This is a genomic window from Rummeliibacillus sp. SL167 (genome assembly GCF_007896505.1).
GTDB classification, from domain to species: Bacteria; Bacillota; Bacilli; order Bacillales_A; family Planococcaceae; genus Rummeliibacillus; species Rummeliibacillus suwonensis.
In genome coordinates this window covers 144,204-162,171 of sequence record NZ_VCBM01000004.1, presented here as the reverse complement: position 1 = coordinate 162,171, position 17,968 = coordinate 144,204, and the positions used below count along the sequence as shown (strand labels likewise).

At 39.7% G+C, this 17,968-nt stretch carries 17 protein-coding genes and 1 other RNA gene; 17 read left to right on the top strand and 1 reads right to left on the bottom strand.

The features are described 5' to 3' along the window. The first annotated feature begins 29 nt into the window (after positions 1 to 29). From FEZ13_RS16175 to FEZ13_RS16120, 12 genes are all read left to right on the top strand, one after another. Positions 30 to 1,214 (top strand): phosphoglycerate kinase, encoded by a 1,185-nt coding sequence (locus tag FEZ13_RS16175; protein ID WP_146553549.1) that lies wholly within the window; start codon positions 30 to 32, stop codon positions 1,212 to 1,214. 22 nt (positions 1,215 to 1,236) lie between these two features. Then, positions 1,237 to 2,001, top strand: coding sequence for a triose-phosphate isomerase (tpiA, locus tag FEZ13_RS16170; protein ID WP_146553548.1), 765 nt, complete (start codon positions 1,237 to 1,239; stop codon positions 1,999 to 2,001). Then, positions 1,991 to 3,517, top strand: coding sequence for a 2,3-bisphosphoglycerate-independent phosphoglycerate mutase (gene gpmI, locus FEZ13_RS16165; protein WP_146553547.1), 1,527 nt, complete (start codon positions 1,991 to 1,993; stop codon positions 3,515 to 3,517). The genes tpiA and gpmI overlap by 11 nt, the downstream gene beginning before the upstream one ends. A gap of 18 nt (positions 3,518 to 3,535) precedes the next feature. Beyond that, a complete protein-coding gene (eno, locus tag FEZ13_RS16160; RefSeq protein WP_146547584.1) occupies positions 3,536 to 4,831 on the top strand; it encodes a phosphopyruvate hydratase in 1,296 nt (431 codons plus the stop codon). 169 nt (positions 4,832 to 5,000) lie between these two features. Next, positions 5,001 to 5,237 (top strand): hypothetical protein, encoded by a 237-nt coding sequence (locus tag FEZ13_RS16155; RefSeq protein ID WP_146553546.1) that lies wholly within the window; start codon positions 5,001 to 5,003, stop codon positions 5,235 to 5,237. A gap of 529 nt (positions 5,238 to 5,766) precedes the next feature. Next, positions 5,767 to 5,994 (top strand): preprotein translocase subunit SecG, encoded by a 228-nt coding sequence (gene secG, locus FEZ13_RS16150; RefSeq protein ID WP_146547586.1) that lies wholly within the window; start codon positions 5,767 to 5,769, stop codon positions 5,992 to 5,994. A 247-nt stretch (positions 5,995 to 6,241) separates the two neighbouring features. Then, positions 6,242 to 6,988, top strand: a complete 747-nt coding sequence (locus FEZ13_RS16145; protein WP_146553545.1) for an alpha/beta hydrolase — start codon at positions 6,242 to 6,244, stop codon at positions 6,986 to 6,988. A gap of 42 nt (positions 6,989 to 7,030) precedes the next feature. Then, positions 7,031 to 9,418: a ribonuclease R gene (gene rnr / locus FEZ13_RS16140; protein ID WP_146553544.1), complete on the top strand. Its 2,388-nt coding sequence runs from the start codon at positions 7,031 to 7,033 to the stop codon at positions 9,416 to 9,418. Between the two features lie 50 nt (positions 9,419 to 9,468). Beyond that, entirely contained in the window at positions 9,469 to 9,936 is a 468-nt protein-coding gene (gene smpB / locus FEZ13_RS16135; protein WP_146547589.1) for an SsrA-binding protein SmpB, read from the top strand. A 319-nt stretch (positions 9,937 to 10,255) separates the two neighbouring features. Beyond that, positions 10,256 to 10,614: a transfer-messenger RNA gene (gene ssrA, locus FEZ13_RS16130) on the top strand. A 130-nt stretch (positions 10,615 to 10,744) separates the two neighbouring features. Continuing rightward, a complete protein-coding gene (locus FEZ13_RS16125) occupies positions 10,745 to 11,722 on the top strand; it encodes a tyrosine-type recombinase/integrase (protein ID WP_146553543.1) in 978 nt (325 codons plus the stop codon). Positions 11,723 to 12,414: 692 nt separating this feature from the next. Then, a complete protein-coding gene (locus tag FEZ13_RS16120) occupies positions 12,415 to 12,996 on the top strand; it encodes a hypothetical protein (protein WP_146553542.1) in 582 nt (193 codons plus the stop codon). On the opposite strand, the gene FEZ13_RS16115 is transcribed toward FEZ13_RS16120, so the two are convergent. Next, positions 12,952 to 13,158 carry a helix-turn-helix domain-containing protein gene (locus tag FEZ13_RS16115; RefSeq protein ID WP_146553541.1) on the bottom strand — a complete coding sequence of 69 codons (207 nt, stop codon included), beginning with the start codon at positions 13,156 to 13,158 and terminating at the stop codon, positions 12,952 to 12,954. The two genes, FEZ13_RS16120 and FEZ13_RS16115, sit on opposite strands and share 45 nt — an antisense overlap. A gap of 303 nt (positions 13,159 to 13,461) precedes the next feature. Between FEZ13_RS16115 and FEZ13_RS16110 the strand changes: the two genes are divergently transcribed. The 5 genes from FEZ13_RS16110 to FEZ13_RS16095 all read left to right on the top strand — a co-directional run bounded on the left by FEZ13_RS16110 (position 13,462) and on the right by FEZ13_RS16095 (position 17,928). Then, the gene (locus FEZ13_RS16110) at positions 13,462 to 13,644 is read left to right on the top strand and encodes a hypothetical protein (RefSeq protein WP_146553540.1); all 183 of its coding nucleotides are present in this window, start codon (positions 13,462 to 13,464) and stop codon (positions 13,642 to 13,644) included. Between the two features lie 355 nt (positions 13,645 to 13,999). Further along, positions 14,000 to 14,140 carry a hypothetical protein gene (locus tag FEZ13_RS19705; RefSeq protein ID WP_186725956.1) on the top strand — a complete coding sequence of 47 codons (141 nt, stop codon included), beginning with the start codon at positions 14,000 to 14,002 and terminating at the stop codon, positions 14,138 to 14,140. Positions 14,141 to 14,292: 152 nt separating this feature from the next. After that, positions 14,293 to 15,048 carry a DUF3102 domain-containing protein gene (locus FEZ13_RS16105; protein WP_146553539.1) on the top strand — a complete coding sequence of 252 codons (756 nt, stop codon included), beginning with the start codon at positions 14,293 to 14,295 and terminating at the stop codon, positions 15,046 to 15,048. 464 nt (positions 15,049 to 15,512) lie between these two features. Next, positions 15,513 to 15,731: a helix-turn-helix domain-containing protein gene (locus FEZ13_RS16100; protein WP_146553538.1), complete on the top strand. Its 219-nt coding sequence runs from the start codon at positions 15,513 to 15,515 to the stop codon at positions 15,729 to 15,731. Positions 15,732 to 16,074: 343 nt separating this feature from the next. Continuing rightward, on the top strand, positions 16,075 to 17,928 hold the full coding sequence (locus tag FEZ13_RS16095; protein ID WP_146553537.1) for a hypothetical protein: 1,854 nt from the start codon (positions 16,075 to 16,077) through the stop codon (positions 17,926 to 17,928). Positions 17,929 to 17,968 lie beyond the last annotated feature (40 nt).

The window sequence follows — 17,968 nt, the reverse complement described above, 5'->3', positions numbered from 1 at the left end:
TAAGGTATGAACAATTGGGAGGCACGATGATGTATCAAAAAATGACGATGAAAGATATCGATGTGACAGGAAAACGCGTTTTTGTACGTGTAGATTTTAATGTCCCTATGGAAGATGGTAAAATCACGGACGACACTCGAATTTTAGCAGCACTTCCTACGATCTCTTACTTAGTTGAAAAAGGGGCAAAAGTGATTTTAGCTAGTCACCTTGGACGTCCAAAAGGCGAGGTGAAAGAGGAACTGCGATTAACAGCAGTGGGAAAACGTCTTGCTGAGCTTATTGGAAAACCCGTCCATAAACTAGATGAGTCTGTTGGTAAAACCGTAGAACAAGCTGTAAGTAAGATGAAGGATGGCGATATCGTTTTATTAGAAAATGTTCGTTTCCATAAAGGTGAGGAAAAGAACGATCCAGCACTTGCTAAAAGCTTTGCCGCTTTAGCTGATTTTTATATTAATGATGCATTCGGTACTGCTCACCGCGCACATGCAACGACAGCTGGTGTTGCAAAATATTTACCAGCGGTTTCAGGATTTTTAATGGAAAAAGAAATCGAAGTTTTAGGGAAAGCGCTATCAAATCCGCAACGACCATTCACCGCAATTATCGGCGGTGCCAAAGTAAAAGACAAAATAACTGTAATTGAAAACTTATTAGACAAAGTGGATCATTTAATCATTGGTGGCGGTTTGTCTTATACATTTACAAAAGCACAAGGCTATGATATTGGTAAATCATTATTAGAAGAAGATAAAATCGAATTAGCCAAATCGTGTATCCAAAAAGCTATTGAAAAAGGTGTAAAACTACATATGCCTGTAGATGCTATTGTAGCGAATAAATTCTCCGATGATGCAGAAACAAAAGCTGTCGATATCGATCAAATTCCAAGTGATTGGATGGGATTGGATATCGGACCCAAAACAGTTGCAGAATATGCAGAGGTCATCAAAAATTCAAAATTGATCATTTGGAATGGACCAATGGGTGTATTTGAATTGGATGCATTTGCAAATGGTACAAAAGGTGTTGCAGAAGCAATGGCAGAAACGAAGGGCTACACGATTATTGGTGGCGGTGATTCAGCTGCGGCAGTTGAGAAATTCCAAGTAGCAGATAAAATGGATCACATTTCAACAGGTGGCGGCGCTTCTCTTGAGTTTATGGAAGGTAAAGAATTGCCTGGAGTTATCGCACTAAATGATAAATAATTTTTAGATGGAGGTTTTCACAATGCGTAAACCAATTATTGCGGGTAACTGGAAAATGTACAAAACATTATCTGAAGCAGTTGACTTTGTACAAGCGGTAAAATCATCTATACCAGCTGCAAATCGTGTAGATTCCGTTATTTGCGCACCAGCATTATTTTTACCCTCTCTTGTCAAAGAAGCTGAGGGGTCAAACTTGGCAATCGGTGCTCAGACAATGCACTATGAAAACGAAGGGGCATTTACAGGTGAAATAAGCCCATCACAATTAGAAGATATCGATGTTCAGTACGTTATATTAGGTCACTCAGAACGCCGTCAATATGACAATGAAACAGATGAAAAAGTCAATAAAAAAGTACATGCAGCTTTTGCTCATAACTTAATTCCTATTGTCTGCGTTGGCGAAACATTAGAAGAACGTGAAGCAAGCAATACAGTCGTCAAAGTTTCTTCTCAAGTAGGAGCGGCTTTAAAAGGATTATCAACCGAACAAATTGCTCAGACTGTGATTGCCTATGAACCGATTTGGGCAATCGGTACAGGTAAGACGGCAACTGCTCATGACGCAAACGAAGTATGTAAAGAAATTCGTCATACAGTAGAAAAAATAGCTGGCGATGTTGCTGCAGAATTGATTCGCATCCAATATGGTGGTAGTGTGAAACCAGAAAACGTAGTAGAATTATTATTGAAGGAGCATATTGATGGTGCTCTAGTTGGTGGAGCAAGTTTAAAACCAGATTCATACTTAAAATTATTGGAGGCTGGGGTAAATGCCAAATAAACCAGTAGCATTGATCATTTTAGATGGGTTAGGCTTACGCGATGAAGTATTTGGGAATGCAGTAGCGCAAGCAAAAAAAACAAATTTGGATCGTCTTTGGAACACTTTTCCTCATAACACATTAACAGCATCAGGAGAAGCAGTCGGTCTTCCAGGTGGACAAATGGGCAATTCAGAAGTAGGACACTTAAACATCGGTGCCGGTCGAGTTGTTTATCAAAGCTTGACCAGAATTTATAAAGCGATCAAAGATGGCGATTTCTTTCAAAACAAAGCTTTGTTAGATGCTGTTCAACATGTCAAACAAAATCATTCAAAGCTGCACATTATGGGTCTTTTATCTGACGGTGGCGTGCATAGTCACTACGCACACTTATTTGCCTTATTGAAATTAGCAAAAGATCAAGGGCTAGAAGAAGTCTATGTTCATGGATTCTTGGATGGCCGTGATGTAGGACCAAAAACAGCCATAGGCTATATTGAAGAAACAGAAAAACAAATGGCTGAGATCGGTGTAGGACAATTCGCTTCTATCAGTGGTCGCTACTACGCAATGGATCGCGATAATCGTTGGGATCGTGAAGAAAAAGTTTATAAAGTATTAGTAGATGGACAAGGCATTGAGGCATCTTCTGCCGTAGAAGGTGTTGAAGCATCTTATGCAAATAATGTAACAGATGAATTTGTTGTACCATTTGTTATTAAAAAAGATGGTAAACCAGTTGCAACGATTCAATCAAATGACGCGGTGATTTTCTTCAACTTCCGTCCAGACCGTGCCATCGAATTGTCAACAGCTTTTACGAATCCTGCATTTGATGGCTTTACATTAAGTGAAAACCATCCGCAAAATTTGAAGTTTATCGCATTTAAAAAATATAGCGATAAAGTCATCAGTGAAATTGCTTTTGAAGACGAAGACTTGAAAAATACAATCGGTGAAGTTTTATCCAAAAATAATCTTCGTCAACTACGTATTGCAGAAACAGAAAAATACCCTCATGTGACATTCTTCATGAGTGGTGGACGTGAAAAAACTTTCCCAGGAGAAGAACGTATTTTGATCAATTCTCCAAAAGTTGCAACGTATGATTTAAAACCGGAAATGAGTGCATATGAAGTGACAGATGCACTTCTTGAAGCAATTGCAGCAGATCGCTTTGATGGCATTATCTTAAACTTTGCAAATCCTGATATGGTGGGCCACAGTGGTATGTTAGAACCTACTATTAAAGCGATTGAAGCAGTAGATGAATGTCTTGGAAAAGTAGTGGATGCGCTCCTTGCAAAAGGGGGAGCAGCGATTATTACAGCCGATCATGGGAATTCAGATGAAGTGGTCACACTAGATGGTCAACCGATGACAGCTCATACAACAAACCCAGTCCCTGTTATCATCACAAAAGAAAATATTGTGGTGAGAAATGGAGGGATTTTAGCCGATTTGGCTCCTACCATGTTAAAATTATTAGGAGTGGAACAACCACTTGAAATGACAGGAAAACCATTATTTTAAACTGAGGAGAGTTAAACAATGCCAATTATTACAGATGTACAAGCTCGTGAAGTATTAGACTCACGCGGTAATCCAACAGTAGAAGTAGAAGTATATACAGAATCCGGCGCATTTGGACGTGCCATCGTACCATCTGGTGCATCTACTGGGGAATATGAAGCAGTAGAATTGCGCGATGGCGACAAAGCTCGCTACCTTGGAAAAGGTGTTTTAAAAGCAGTTGATAATGTCAATAACGTCATTGCTCCAGAACTAATTGGAAACTATTCAACTCTTGATCAAGTATCAATCGATGAAATGATGATTAAATTAGATGGTACAGAAAACAAAGGTAAATTAGGTGCAAATGCTATTCTAGGTGTTTCTTTAGCGGTGGCTCGTGCAGGTGCTGATTATCTTGAAGTACCACTTTACCAATATATTGGTGGGATCAACGCAAAACAACTCCCAGTTCCAATGATGAACATCTTAAATGGTGGCGAACACGCTGATAATAACGTTGATATCCAAGAATTTATGATTATGCCTGTTGGTGCTGAGTCTTTCCGTCATGCACTTCGTATGGGTGCTGAAATCTTCCACTCTTTAAAAGCGGTTCTTAAAGAATCAGGCCATAACACAGCAGTAGGAGATGAAGGCGGTTTTGCACCAAACTTAACTTCTAATGAAGAAGCATTGTCTACAATTGTGAAGGCTATTGAACGTGCCGGTTATAAACCAGGCGAAGAAGTTATGCTCGCTATGGATGTCGCATCATCCGAACTATATTCAGATGAAGATGGTAAGTATCACTTAGATGGTGAAGGCGTTGCTAAAACTTCTGAAGAAATGGTTGCTTGGTACGAAGAACTTACTGCTAAATATCCAATCATCTCTATTGAAGATGGTCTAGATGAAAACGATTGGAAAGGTCACAAAGTACTTACTGAACGCATTGGCAACCGTGTACAACTAGTAGGTGATGATTTATTCGTGACAAATACGAAAAAATTATCTCGCGGTATCGAAGAAGGTGTTGGTAATGCAATCCTAGTGAAAGTAAACCAAATCGGTACTTTAACAGAAACTTTAGATGCTATCGAAATGGCCAAACGTGCAGGTTATACAGCGATCATCTCTCACCGTTCTGGTGAATCAGAAGATACAACAATTGCAGATATCGCAGTTGCTACAAATGCTGGACAAATCAAAACAGGCGCACCATCTCGTACAGACCGTGTTGCAAAATACAACCAATTACTACGCATCGAAGATCAATTGTCTGATACAGCTCAATTTAATGGTATTCAATCTTTCTATAATATTCATCGCTAATACGCTAATGAATATGAAAGAAAAGTGATTTTCAGGTAGTGTTATTTCAACTATAGTACGTATCATAAAACGCTATTTTCCTTATAATTTGTAAGGGAAATAGCGTTTTTTTTTATCCTTATCCTGCTTTAATGGGCAGTAAGACCCTCATCTCAAGATACAGAGAAAAATGAGAAAGGCAGGTGGGGATCCAACTGCCCGTAAAAGTCCGATTGGTTCGGGCCAACAAGATGTTGGTCACTCAGGTGTTGCCACAGGAAGTGGCGTTTTTCGCTTCCGTTCCTCTAGTTCAGTGGGGAAGAAGAAAACCCAACTGATGAAGTTTCACCTTATCAGCAGCCAGAGAAAAGAGTGGAATGACCGATTAATTGTGTTGATTAGACTTTTTTATCGTCAAAATACATAAGAAATGATAAAATAATAGAAAAGTGTGTAATTGATCTTATATATACAGGTGGTAAGCACCTATTACATGAAGATGTGAAGCTACTGAAATTCAATAATATCGCCATTTTTATCTTGATTCAGCAGGTATAAATGCTTGGGGGAATAGAAGTTTAAAGCCTAAGAGCATCGCGTCCATGCGGCAACAGGTTCATGACCAACATCGTGTTGCTCCCAAGGTTTCTGGCGATTGATAAAAATCTATCTTTTCTTTCATGATTGAAAAAACGGATTTTTATCGCAGAGGAATTGATGATTTTTTCAATGACATTTTCTTTTAAGATGCAAGTAACAAGCAGAGATGAGTATGAGATTGGTTACCTATTAAAGCCCGATTGATTCAAGCTTAACGAATACATAGTGAGGACAAAGAAAACTATTTTCACTTTCATGGCTTGAAAACGGATTAAATGTATAACTTCATTGTTATTACGTACAGTTTTTGGTAAGATAAGACTATTGTGATGTTTCGAATCAGGAGGTGGAACATTATGCATGCAGCGATTATGGCTTTACTTCTTATCGTGGCTATAGCATTGATTATCGTGGTATTGTTGCAATCTAGTAAGAGTGCTGGTCTTTCAGGAGCCATCTCTGGAGGAGCTGAACAACTTTTTGGAAAAACGAAAGCTCGAGGAGTAGATTTAATATTACATCGTATTACTGTAGTATTATCGATTTTATTCTTTGTACTAGCTATAGCAATCGCAAAAATCTAATGCACACTAAAAGCCGCCTGACCACTGTTGGTTAGGCGTTTTCTATATTTTGCTTTATAATATTAGATATGAAGGCGTTCATTTCAAAAAGTTAGCTAATGGTGCTTTATGACACCTGTTGAACCTGCATTAATAGGATCTCCAAAGGTTTAATACAACTTGAAAGCGTCTAACTTTTTAACAAGGGATTGATTGAGAGCGGAACATGCCTGTTAAGCTATTCAATTATTAAGTAGGAGGCAACATCATGAACCCTATTTTACCAGAACCATTTTTCTTCGAGGCTGGGCCTAGAGCTGTTTTACTGTTACATGGATTTACTGGAAATTCAGCGGATGTACGTATGCTTGGACGGTTTTTAGAGAAAAAAGGGTATACATCGCTAGCCCCACATTATAAAGGACATGGTGTGCCACCGGAAGAACTCATACATACAACTCCACAGCAATGGTGGCAAAGTGTACTTGATGGCTATCAAAAATTGCAAAATGCTGGATATAAAGAGATTGCCGTTGCTGGATTATCACTTGGTGGTGTTTTTTCATTAAAATTAGGTTATTCTTATCCAATTAAGGGAATTATAACAATGTGTGCACCGATGTCGATGCGATCAACCGATTTAATGTTTGAAGGTGTCATTCAATATGCAGAACGGTTTAATCAGCAATTTGGCAAAAGCAAGGAAGAGTCTGAGGCGATTTTGGCATATATCAAAAAAATGGGAATGCCATCATTAACTGAATTACGAGAGTTCGTATATGAAGTAAGAGAACATGTGGATGAAATATATGCGCCACTCTTTGTTGTACAAGGAAGAAAAGATACCGTTATTGATATAAAATCTGCTGAGTATATCTATGAACAAGCAGAGTCACATGAAAAATATATTAAATGGTATGAAGAATCTGGTCATGTGATTACATTGGACAAAGAACGAAAAAAATTGCATGAAGATATATACGCTTTTTTAGAATCACTTGATTGGCATGAGTAAAAAAGCACTGATTGCAAATGCTAATAGAAGGAGGGAAGAATGATGGATTTAGAAGGGTCGACACTAGAAGCAAGATTATTGAAATTTATGAGAAAAGAAGCATATAAGCCCTTAACAGTTGCAGAGCTTGAAGAACAATTCGGTTTTCAGGATGCGGAAGAGTTCAAGCAACTTGTAAAAACGCTCGTAAAGCTTGAACAACAAGGTGATGTTGTCCGTACGCGTACAAATCGATATGGTTTACCCGAACGTATGAATTATTTACAAGGGCGTTTTATCGGTCACAGTAAAGGCTTTGGATTTGTAGCGCCTGATGAGGAAGGCATGGATGATGTTTTTATTCCTCCAACAGAAATCAATGGTGCTGTCAATGGGGATCGAGTGCTTATCCGCGTATCCAATACATCTTCTGGAGAAAGACGTGAAGGTGCTGTTATCAAGATCATTGAACGTGGAACCACTAAAGTCGTAGGTACTTTCCAATCAAATAAAGGCTTTGGATTTGTTGTACCAGATGATAAGAAATTATCAATGGATCTATTTATTGCCAAAGAAAATACATTAGGCGCCATGGATGGCCATAAGGTAGTAGCAGAAATCACGGAATGGCCAGGTACTCACCGTTCTGCAACTGGGATCGTAACGAAAATATTAGGTCATAAAAACGATCCAGGTGTAGATATTCTATCGATTATTCATAAGCATGATATAACGGTTGACTTTCCACAAGAAGTATTAGATGCTGCAGGTGCAGTGTCAGATGAAGTTTCTGAGAAAGATCGAGAGGGCCGCAGAGATCTACGGGATCAAACAATTGTGACCATTGATGGAGAATCAGCTAAAGACTTGGATGATGCTGTGACGGTCACCAAAAATGAGGATGGCACTTATAAGTTAGGCGTGCATATTGCGGATGTGAGCTATTATGTAACAGATGGTTCTGCCTTAGATCGAGAAGCGTATGATCGTGGAACAAGTGTATATTTGACGGATCGTGTTATACCGATGATTCCACATCGCCTTTCCAATGGAATCTGTTCTTTGAACCCGCAAGTTGATCGCTTAACACTTTCTTGTGAAATGGTTATCAATGGAAGTGGACAAGTTATTCATCATGAGATTTTCCAAAGTGTTATTCGCACAACAGAACGTATGACCTATACAGATGTCTATAAAATTTTAGAAGAAGACGATGCAGCATTAAAAGAACGCTATGCACAGCTTGTGCCTATGTTTGAAGATATGAAAGAATTAGCCAAAATTCTTAATAATCGCCGTATGAAACGCGGTGCTGTTGACTTTGATTTTAAAGAATCCTATGTGATCGTCGACGAAAATGGCTGGCCGACTGATATAGCTCTGCGTAATAGAACTGTAGCGGAACGTATCATAGAAGAATTTATGCTAGTTGCGAACGAAACAGTTGCAGAACATGTCTTTCGCATGGACCTACCGTTCATCTATCGTATACATGAAGAACCAAAACCAGAAAAGTTACAGCGGTTCTTTGAGTTTATCACGAATTTTGGATTAGTTGTTCGGGGTACAGGAAAAACAGTTGAACCAAGGGCCTTACAGGAAATTTTAGATTCTGTGAAAGATGAACCGGAGTATCCTGTGATTTCGACCATGATGCTGCGATCAATGCAGCAAGCAAAATACAGCCCAGAATGTTTAGGACACTTTGGATTATCAACCGATTTTTATACACATTTTACTTCTCCCATCAGACGTTATCCCGATTTAATCGTTCATCGATTGATCCGTACGTATTTGATCAATGGTGATCAAAGTGCCAAGACCATTAGCTATTGGGGCGCTCGCATGGATGAAATCGCTGAGCATACCTCCAATCGTGAACGCCGTGCAGTAGATGCGGAACGAGATACCGATTCGTTGAAAAAAGCTCAATATATGGCTGATAAAATTGGTGAAACATTCACAGGTATCATTAGTTCCATTACGAATTTTGGGATGTTTATCGAGTTAGAAAATACAATCGAAGGCTTAGTGCATATCAGCAATATGACGGATGATTATTATAACTTTGATGACCGTCAAATGGTGATGATTGGCGAAAAAACAGGACGCATCTTCCACATTGGAGAAGAGGTAGAAATTCGTGTACTAGAAGTGAATATTGAGGAATCCTCCATTGATTTTGAAATTGTTGGGATGCCAAAAGCCCAACCTCGTACTCGCCGTCAAGCACCAGTGGTTATTCGTGCAAAATCTAGAAGTGGTAATCATGATAGAGGGGAAAAGGACAAAAACAGTAAGAAACGTAAATATAAACCAAGTGGACCAAAAGTAAACGGTAGAACACGTAAACAGGAAAGAAAGACTGCTGGCAAAAATGGAAAAGGTAAAAAAGCGTTCTATGAAGGAATCGCTAAGAAACAACAAAAACGCCGCAGAAAGAAAAGATAAGAGAAGAGTCTTTCACTCTTCTCGACCCTATTGTGAAGAGGTGAATCGATATGCCAAAAGGGACAGGCAAAGTTTTAGCACAAAATAAAAGAGCAGGATTCGATTACTATATCGAAGAAACCATCGAAGCAGGGATCGTTTTAAGTGGTACAGAAATCAAATCTGTTCGTAAAGGAAAAGTTCAATTAAAAGATTCTTTTATATTGATCCGTAACGGAGAAGCGTGGATCTCCAATATGCACATCAGTACGTATGAACAAGGAAACATCTTCAACCACGACCCACTTCGCGCCCGAAAATTATTGCTACATAAAAAGCAGATTATGCAATTGAACATAGATGTCAAACGCGATGGTTATACAATTGTACCGCTTAAAATGTACATAAAAGATGGTTACGCAAAACTATTGATTGGTCTAGGAAAAGGTAAGAAAAACTACGACAAACGTGCGGATATAAAGAAAAAAGAAGCCAAACGCGAAATGGCACGTGCTGTCAAAGCAAAAAATCAATACTAATATATACCACTTGAAGAATGACTCCATTTGTCATATACTTTAGCTATAGCAATTAAGCCAGTTCACAGTATGCCAATCATACTGATCCGAAACGCTGAGCAATCAGCACCTTAATGGATTTGTGTGTATACGATCCCGTATATAAAAATCCGTCCTTGCTGAGCGAGATACATCTTTACGAACTCCTCACAGGAGAATTTTTAGACGCAAGTAATACGAGGAAGCAAATGAGAGAACACCGGAGCGTACTAAAGTACGTGAGGATGTGAACGAGTGAAGCTGACGAAGTAGTACGCCGCGGATAAAAATTCGATATTAAGGGGACGTTACGGATTCGACAGGGATGGTCTGAGCTTGAGTTGCGCGTCGGAGGTCTCGGCTTCGTCACCAACGGAAGTTATATAATAACTGGCAAACAAAACAACAATTTAGCTTTCGCAGCCTAGTCTGCTAGCTGCCTCCTCTCTCTATCGCCCATGTAGCGGGAACGAGGCTCAACTTCAGTGGGATACGGTTATAGATGCCACCTTAGTCTATAGCAGGAGACTCCAAGGTTAGTGCACAGGACGCCTGTTTGTCGGCATAATGCTGCACGAATTGCAAATAGACAAACTACACGCGTAGTAGCTGAAGTGTCAGAGTTTCTGGACGCGGGTTCGATTCCCGCCGTCTCCATATTAAAAATACCGTCATTTGCACGGTATATTAACGGTAATTAAATACTCGGAGCTTTATACGTTTTCTATACGCAAGCGATAAAGCTATACAATCGACCTTCTAATCTTAACGGATTGGGAGGTTTTTTGTTTTGGCTAAAAATAATCGGCGTCATGGCGTATTTGCTGTAGATCAACGTTTTGCTGATGTCGCGCTAAATTCAAATGAGGATAGGCGTGATTCTTTAACGATTGAGAAGGCGCTAAATATCATCTTTCGTCAAATGGAGATAACCGGAAGTAGACCGCGAACCATCGAAAGTTATTCGTATGTATTCAATGATTTCGTTGAGCACACAGGCTTAATTTATGTCGAGGAAATTAACGCGGATAGTATTTATGATTATTTGAACGATATAAATGTCGCTAAGACTACTAAGCTATTGCGTTTGAAAACGATTAAAGCTGTTTTAAGTAGGTTCTTCGATAATCGCTGGGTTGAGTATAAGTTTTGGAAGAATATTCAAATAAAAATAGACAAGCAAGTAAAGCCGGCAGCGAAAGAAAGCGATATAGAGGTTTTACTAAAGTTAATTGATCGTAGCACGTTTATTGGATTTCGCGATACAGTTGCAATTTTACTTATGTATAAGACGGGTATCCGCATTAGAACACTTGGCGAGTTGAGGGAGCGTCATATCGACTTTGATAATAAAATGCTTAACTTAGAAGGCGCAGTCCTAAAGAATCACGATTATTTAAAACTACCTATAGACGAGCAATTAGCGGAAATGTTACAAACGCTTATTCTGCAAAATGCAAAGATACGTAGGAAGTATAAAAAACGCCATGACTATGTTTTTATTACTCAGAATGGTCTCGGTATAAATCGCAGTGACTCATCTTCAAACGCTATATCTAAGCAATTATCGAAATACGCAAAGCTTTACGGGTTAAAGAATATCAACGCACATGCCATACGTAGAGCATTTGCTAAAAATTTGCTCAATAAAGGCGCCAGCGTAGCTCTAATTAGTAAAGCGCTCGGACATCAAGATTTATCAACTACGACTCAGTATCTCGATTTAAATAAAGAGGAAGTTGCGAATAGTTTGCGTGATTATTTGTAAATAAAAAGCCGGTAAGTGCGCTAACACCTACCGACTTCTAACTGAATATAACTAACACTACCGCCTAACAAGCACAAGTGTATTTAATGCTATTTTATCGCCTTTTTCAAAAAATGACAAGTAAAAGGCTTATTTAAGTACGCCTATTTTAGTGATTAGTTCGACGAGGATTCGCCAGCCAATTCGTCGTTAATATAACCCTGGAAGGTTATCGCTTAGCCGTCGCAATAATTAAGCGTAGGCTACAATACGAGCGCTCCCTATTGCGCTTAGTAGCTGAATGTGGCTGACGCACACAATCGGTCAGGAGTGGGAGGCATTACGTATTACGGTACGTGCTGCAATCGCCATATAAGCGTGTTTAGTGAGTTCCGCATAAGACGGATAGCTATTAACTTTATATTGCCATGATCGGCGTATAAAGACGCGTGTAACCGCCAAGGGAATGAACAGGCGTTGTAGGCGATTGGATTCGAAAGAGTCGCGACTAATAGGGGCATACGGATAACTCAACTTACATGACGCTTAATGAAGTCGCTTGTCTTTGTTTAGTAGATTCATATTTTTTGATTCCGCTAGACAAGGCAAGCGAACTTTGCACCGTGAGCCTAAGCTTAGCAATCAGCTTAATGCCAAAGTTCAAAAGAAAAAGCAAGAGATAAAAGAGCTAAAATACATAGAAAGAATCGAATATGCGCGAGATTGTCGGAAAGGCTCAATCTGAGCTAGGGAGAGAATTGAAAGAGGCTCAGGATAAACTTGCGGGAAGTAGATACGACGGTGTTTTTGAGAAGTGGTACCGTAGCATGGGATTTACGAAGACAAGCGTATATAACTATATTTACTACTTCGCCGAAGTTCAACGATTGAACTCCAAGAGTGCTATAGAAACATTTGAGGAGTTACCGAAAGGGTTAGCATATGAAATAGCGAAACCTTCCGCAGAATCAACGATAGCTAAGTCGCAAGCTAAGGCGGAAGTACTTGACGGTAAGATTGATACTTTAAAAGCGTATAGGCAACGCATACAGGAGCTAGAAACGCAAGCTCAGCTATCAGAGGAAAAGCGAAAGCAAGCCGAATCATTGGCGGAATCAGCGCGAAAGAATGCTGAAATAAAAGAACGCCAGCTAGAGCGCACACGGGCGGAATTAGCAGAAATATCATTTATAAAGCTATTCGTGATTTTGGGGCATATACTGCAATCTAAAAAAGACCAACGATCACCGCTAGTCTTTTTCAAGTTTCAATATGTCGCATATTCCAACGTCTAAGCCTTCGCAGAGTTTAGCGAGAGACTCACGTTGGTATTGCATAGTTGTATCGTTATACAATCGACGCACGGTTTCCGGTTGTAAATTACAATTCCTTGCGCACTCACGAATAGTCCATCCTTTTTTATCAACTATTGCCTTTAAGTCACTACGTACGTGCATATGTGCACCGCCTTTCTGCTAGAACAATTATATAAAGTTTTTTTGAAATTGTCACGTTTTGTAGTTGACTACGATTCGTGACGGTGTTATAGTTAGTATATAAATAAATCGGAACAATAGTACACCATATTTTTTTTGTAAAGGTGTCACGTTCTGTAGTCAATAGGGGGATATATGAAAAGAATTAACTATTACTTTTTCTGTGAAGAACATATTTCACTTCATGACGCTTTATGGTTCTACGGCGGAATTACAGCAATGGTTTTAATAGCATTAATCACACTATTATAGGGGGCAATAATTATGCAAATCAAATATGTAAAAACAATCGTAGGCTGGTATAACATTTACAACATCGAAACCGGCGAAGTAATCAACGTAACTCCGGAACAATTCGCGGAACTTTGCCCGGGAGTATCACGCAAATCACGCTTAGGATGCTTAAAGATTGACGTATCAAATACTAAACCGCTATTTGCAGCATAAGAATTAATCTTTGCGGATGTTTAGGCGCATTCTACTAGTGGCGGCGGAAAATAAACCTATAGTCTATTATCTAAAATAACGTGCGCTATTAGGCGGATCCTAAAGCGCGAAACGGATGGCAACATAACGCCAGTCGTGCGTTGCAGCGCAAAGTAGGTAGTCGATACATTTGGAGGTATCTAATTGATCGTTATTGGCGTAACAATCGAACGTAATTCAGACGTCGGCAAACGGATGAGCCTATAATTCATGGTGAGTAAGCAGAAATACGCTGAAAGCATTAAATTGACGAGATTAAAAGTAAAGAGCGGAGGCTTAGCGGCTAACCCTCTTTTACTATTTAGGAGGCGAAATTATGGAAAATAAATGGATTGGCTGTGAGAAAAGTGTAAATGGTGTAGAGGTTCATTGGTTTAACGGTGATTCTTACGTTGATTTGCGCGAGTACAAAAAACTCCTTAAAGAATTAGAAGATTTAAAGAGAAAAGAAGAATAACGATTGAGCGACCGTATTGCTGCGGTTGCTTTTTTATTTTTTTGCGAAAAAGTGTGTTAAACCGAAATTTACTTCGTACTAGTGAGTAGGAGGTTAAAAAAGTTTATAAAAATATGCCCATTTTTCTGCGCGGAATGTATAAGAAGTAATGAGTGGAAAAAGTTACGAAAATAATCGAAAGGGTGAACGCGATGGCGAATTTGACGCTAGATTTAAAAACAATTGAATCCGAGATCAACGCATACCAACAACAAGCCGGAGAAGCTATTTTTGAAATCGGCAGGCGCTTGAAACACGTTAAGGAGAACGACTTGGCGCATGGTGAATGGACGAAGTGGCTCAACACTATTGATATAAAGCCACGCCAGGCACAACGATTTATACAGGTTTTCGATGAACTTGGAACAAAAGCGACGGAGCTGACGCATTTCTCTTTTACAAAGTTGCTGACGTTATCGCAAATTGCTAGCGAAGTTGACGACATTAGCGAGGTTATCGAGAAGCCTCACGTGCTACCGAGCGGAGAAACGAAGAAAGTCGATGATATGACAACGCGAGAGCTAGAGCAATTAAAGAAATCATTGGCGCAGTCAGAGGAGAGAGCGGATTGTATTCAAAGACAACTAGACGAATATCAAGACGCTTATGGGCCGATTAAGCCTGAATCTGATAGAGTCCGAGCAACAAATAAAGACGATCTAACAACGTCAGTCATCGCACTAAATAAAACTATTCGCGACATGATTAAGCGTTACAGCTTTATGAAGCATTATAGCGGAACAATCGGGCAGCTAGATGTCATAACTCAGCAAGAGTATCGCGACAGTATTAAAGCGTTGAAGGAGTTTGCTGCGGAATTTAAGGATGTGCAGGCGGGAGACATTATCGACGCGGAATTTACAGCTTAAAGGCGTTGGTTAGCGTTTATAAGAGGTAGGCGCGGAATTGCCTTTAAATGCACCTATACGCGGGAATGACCGCCAAAATGGCGTAAAACGTAGACTAGTAAGTGAGAAAGCATAAACGTGTCAATGCCGGTTATTTAACGTTTAACTACACCAATTTACGCCGTTTTGTATCTATACATTATAGGACGGTGATAAAATTGGCAAAATTGTATCCTTTAGTGTGAACAAAAGAAATTGCTCTCAGATTAACCTTACAAATGCGTTTCTGCTCACCTATAAAAGGGAAATAGCACACCTACCGCAATAATTAGCGTGCTTTGTATTATATATAGCGAGGAGATACGACTATCTAGCGGGTACTTATAAAAACGCTGAAATGTCTGTCCTATAAATTAGAAGGCGATCATCGCCATTCTTTTTATTTATCACATTACTAACAAAAAGTTAAAAGGGGAGCGAAGTAATTGAACTTAAAACACATTCGAAATTACTATGGATTATCTCAGAAGTCACTAGCGCAGTTACTCGGCGTTAGTCGTTCATATGTGGCGCAAATTGAAGGGAATTATTGCGATATTAGTGAGCCAGTGGAGCGACAGGCTAGGGCGCTATTTGACGTTAAGGCAGCTGAGAAAGATGCACTAGAAAGAAAGGCACGAGCTTATCATTTGGTGCCGGATTAGTTGAAAATGCACACACTTGTTACTAAATATATCTAGTAGCATTTATGTGCACTTTTTAAGCGGTAATATAAAACATCTGCATGAGAGCGGTCTTTGCTCGAATGCTAGTCTTTTAAAGTTAGGCGTTATGAGCGGTTTACTTGAATGGACAAAGTGCAAGAGCGTCCATTGTGTTCGAGCAAGCTCTCACACGATTAGCGTTAATAGACAGGCGGGAATATTATTACTTACCGCTAGGACGCTTCTTATATATATATTCAACGCTGAATTAAATACCTGTAAGAAATAAAACAATATACTAATCCGGCTCAACGTCGGAACTATGAGAATGGGGAGATTGAAATTGACGAATACATTAGCTGAATTACAAAGAGAGACACGCAAGCCTTTACAACTTAGCGGAAATATTGACACTGATAAACGTAAAATGGCTCGCGAAATGGCAGTCGAGTGGAAATGCAAACTAAAGAGCAATGGCGCCGAGCCTACAGAATCTGAAACGGAATATGTCACTAATACATTCTACACATGGCAACAAACGCAAACAATTGATAAGCCGGTCATTATCGCTGCCCCGCCTGCCTTCGGTAAGTCTACAATGTTAGGCGTATTTCTTCGTAATATGTGTCGCCGGGAACACAATCATTTTTCCGCTCTCGTCGTCAAGGAACGCATAGAAGATGTAAACGCACTAGTTAAAGAAATAAATGGCGACGTAGTAAACGGTAAATATGCTTACGCAATCAGAGGTTTCGATAGAGAGACTATGACTCGCGAAGAATACGCCGAGCAGTTTAACAATTTTGTTTACTATAACGTAGTAGTCATGACGACGAAGCAATTTGAGTTACAAACGCTTAAAAATAAGCTAAGAAACTTTATGGATTTTACTAACGCGTTAAGGCATAGCCTTCCGCGTCGCCTACTCTTAATCGACGAAAAGCCATCGCTAGTTATCAATCACGCATTAACGACTCGCGACTTAAATACGTTCTTAGCGGATGTACAAGAGGCTAGTCGAGCTCGTAATGGTAAACTTGCGCCGTATTATGTTAAAACGCTAGAGCTCGTTAATGAAATCCGCACTATTCTCGAAAGTGGCGAAGAAATGCCAGCTCGTAAGTTTCCGGCAATTAAGCCCGGCTATCGAGTTCCGCGTGTTATGGAGCGTGACTATGCAATGGTACACGGACACGAACAAATGGCGCTATTAAGAGCTTTTGAGCGTATTGTATCATTTGGCGGTATGTACGATTTAAAGAATACAATCGGCACTGTTTCAACAACGCAAATAGTCCACTATCAATATACGCTGTTTAATACGTTCATTTTAGATGGGACCGGCTCAAAGGATCCCGACTATGTAACGAATGACTTTTATTTATCAATGCCGGAAGAAATGCCGACATACGAAAACGTTACTTTCCACGTATGCGACGCCTACAATCTATCCCGCGCTTCATTAACCAATAAGCCGGAAGAATTGCAAAGCATAGCGGATATGATTAAGGAGATTGCACGCAAGAAGAAGGCGCCAACGCTAGTCGTAACATATAAAACGCATAAAGATACGCTCGCTAAGTTGCTAGAAGGTGAAAACGTAATAATGAAGCATTTCGACGGTGGTCGAGGCTCTAATGCTTATACTGCCGCAGATACAGCCGTTTACGTCGGCAACTTATTCAAAGGCTCCGCTTACTATTCATCTACAACGCAAGCAGTCGCAGGCGATCGCTTAGGTATTGAGATTAGCGGAGAATATGAATCAAACAAAGCGCATGGCATCGTATTTAAAGAGGAAATAGTCAACGAATATCGCGATATTGATATGGCGGTGAACATGGTGCAAGAAACTAATCGCCTTCGCGCAAGTCGTAAAGAGCAGAACGTCGATATATACGTATTTAATAAATCCGGCACTATGCTAGAACACTTAATCGGCTCTTATCCTGGCGCTAAAGTATCAGAGTTTGTCCCGGTACAACGCTTAACGGGGAAAGAAACGAAAGCAGACGCCATTATTAAATACTTTGCGGAAATGCCGGAAGGCTCTAAGGTAAAAGGGGCGTCGATTCAAAAGGCGCTAGATATTCACCGTAATACTTTCGCTAAAGAATTAAAGAATCCTAGAGTAATAGAGGCAATGCAATTATACAGCATCACTAAAGAAAAAACTTCATTCGTTAAAAGCGCATAAAGTCAGTAATACAACGGTTTAAAGGGTAAAAATCCTCGTT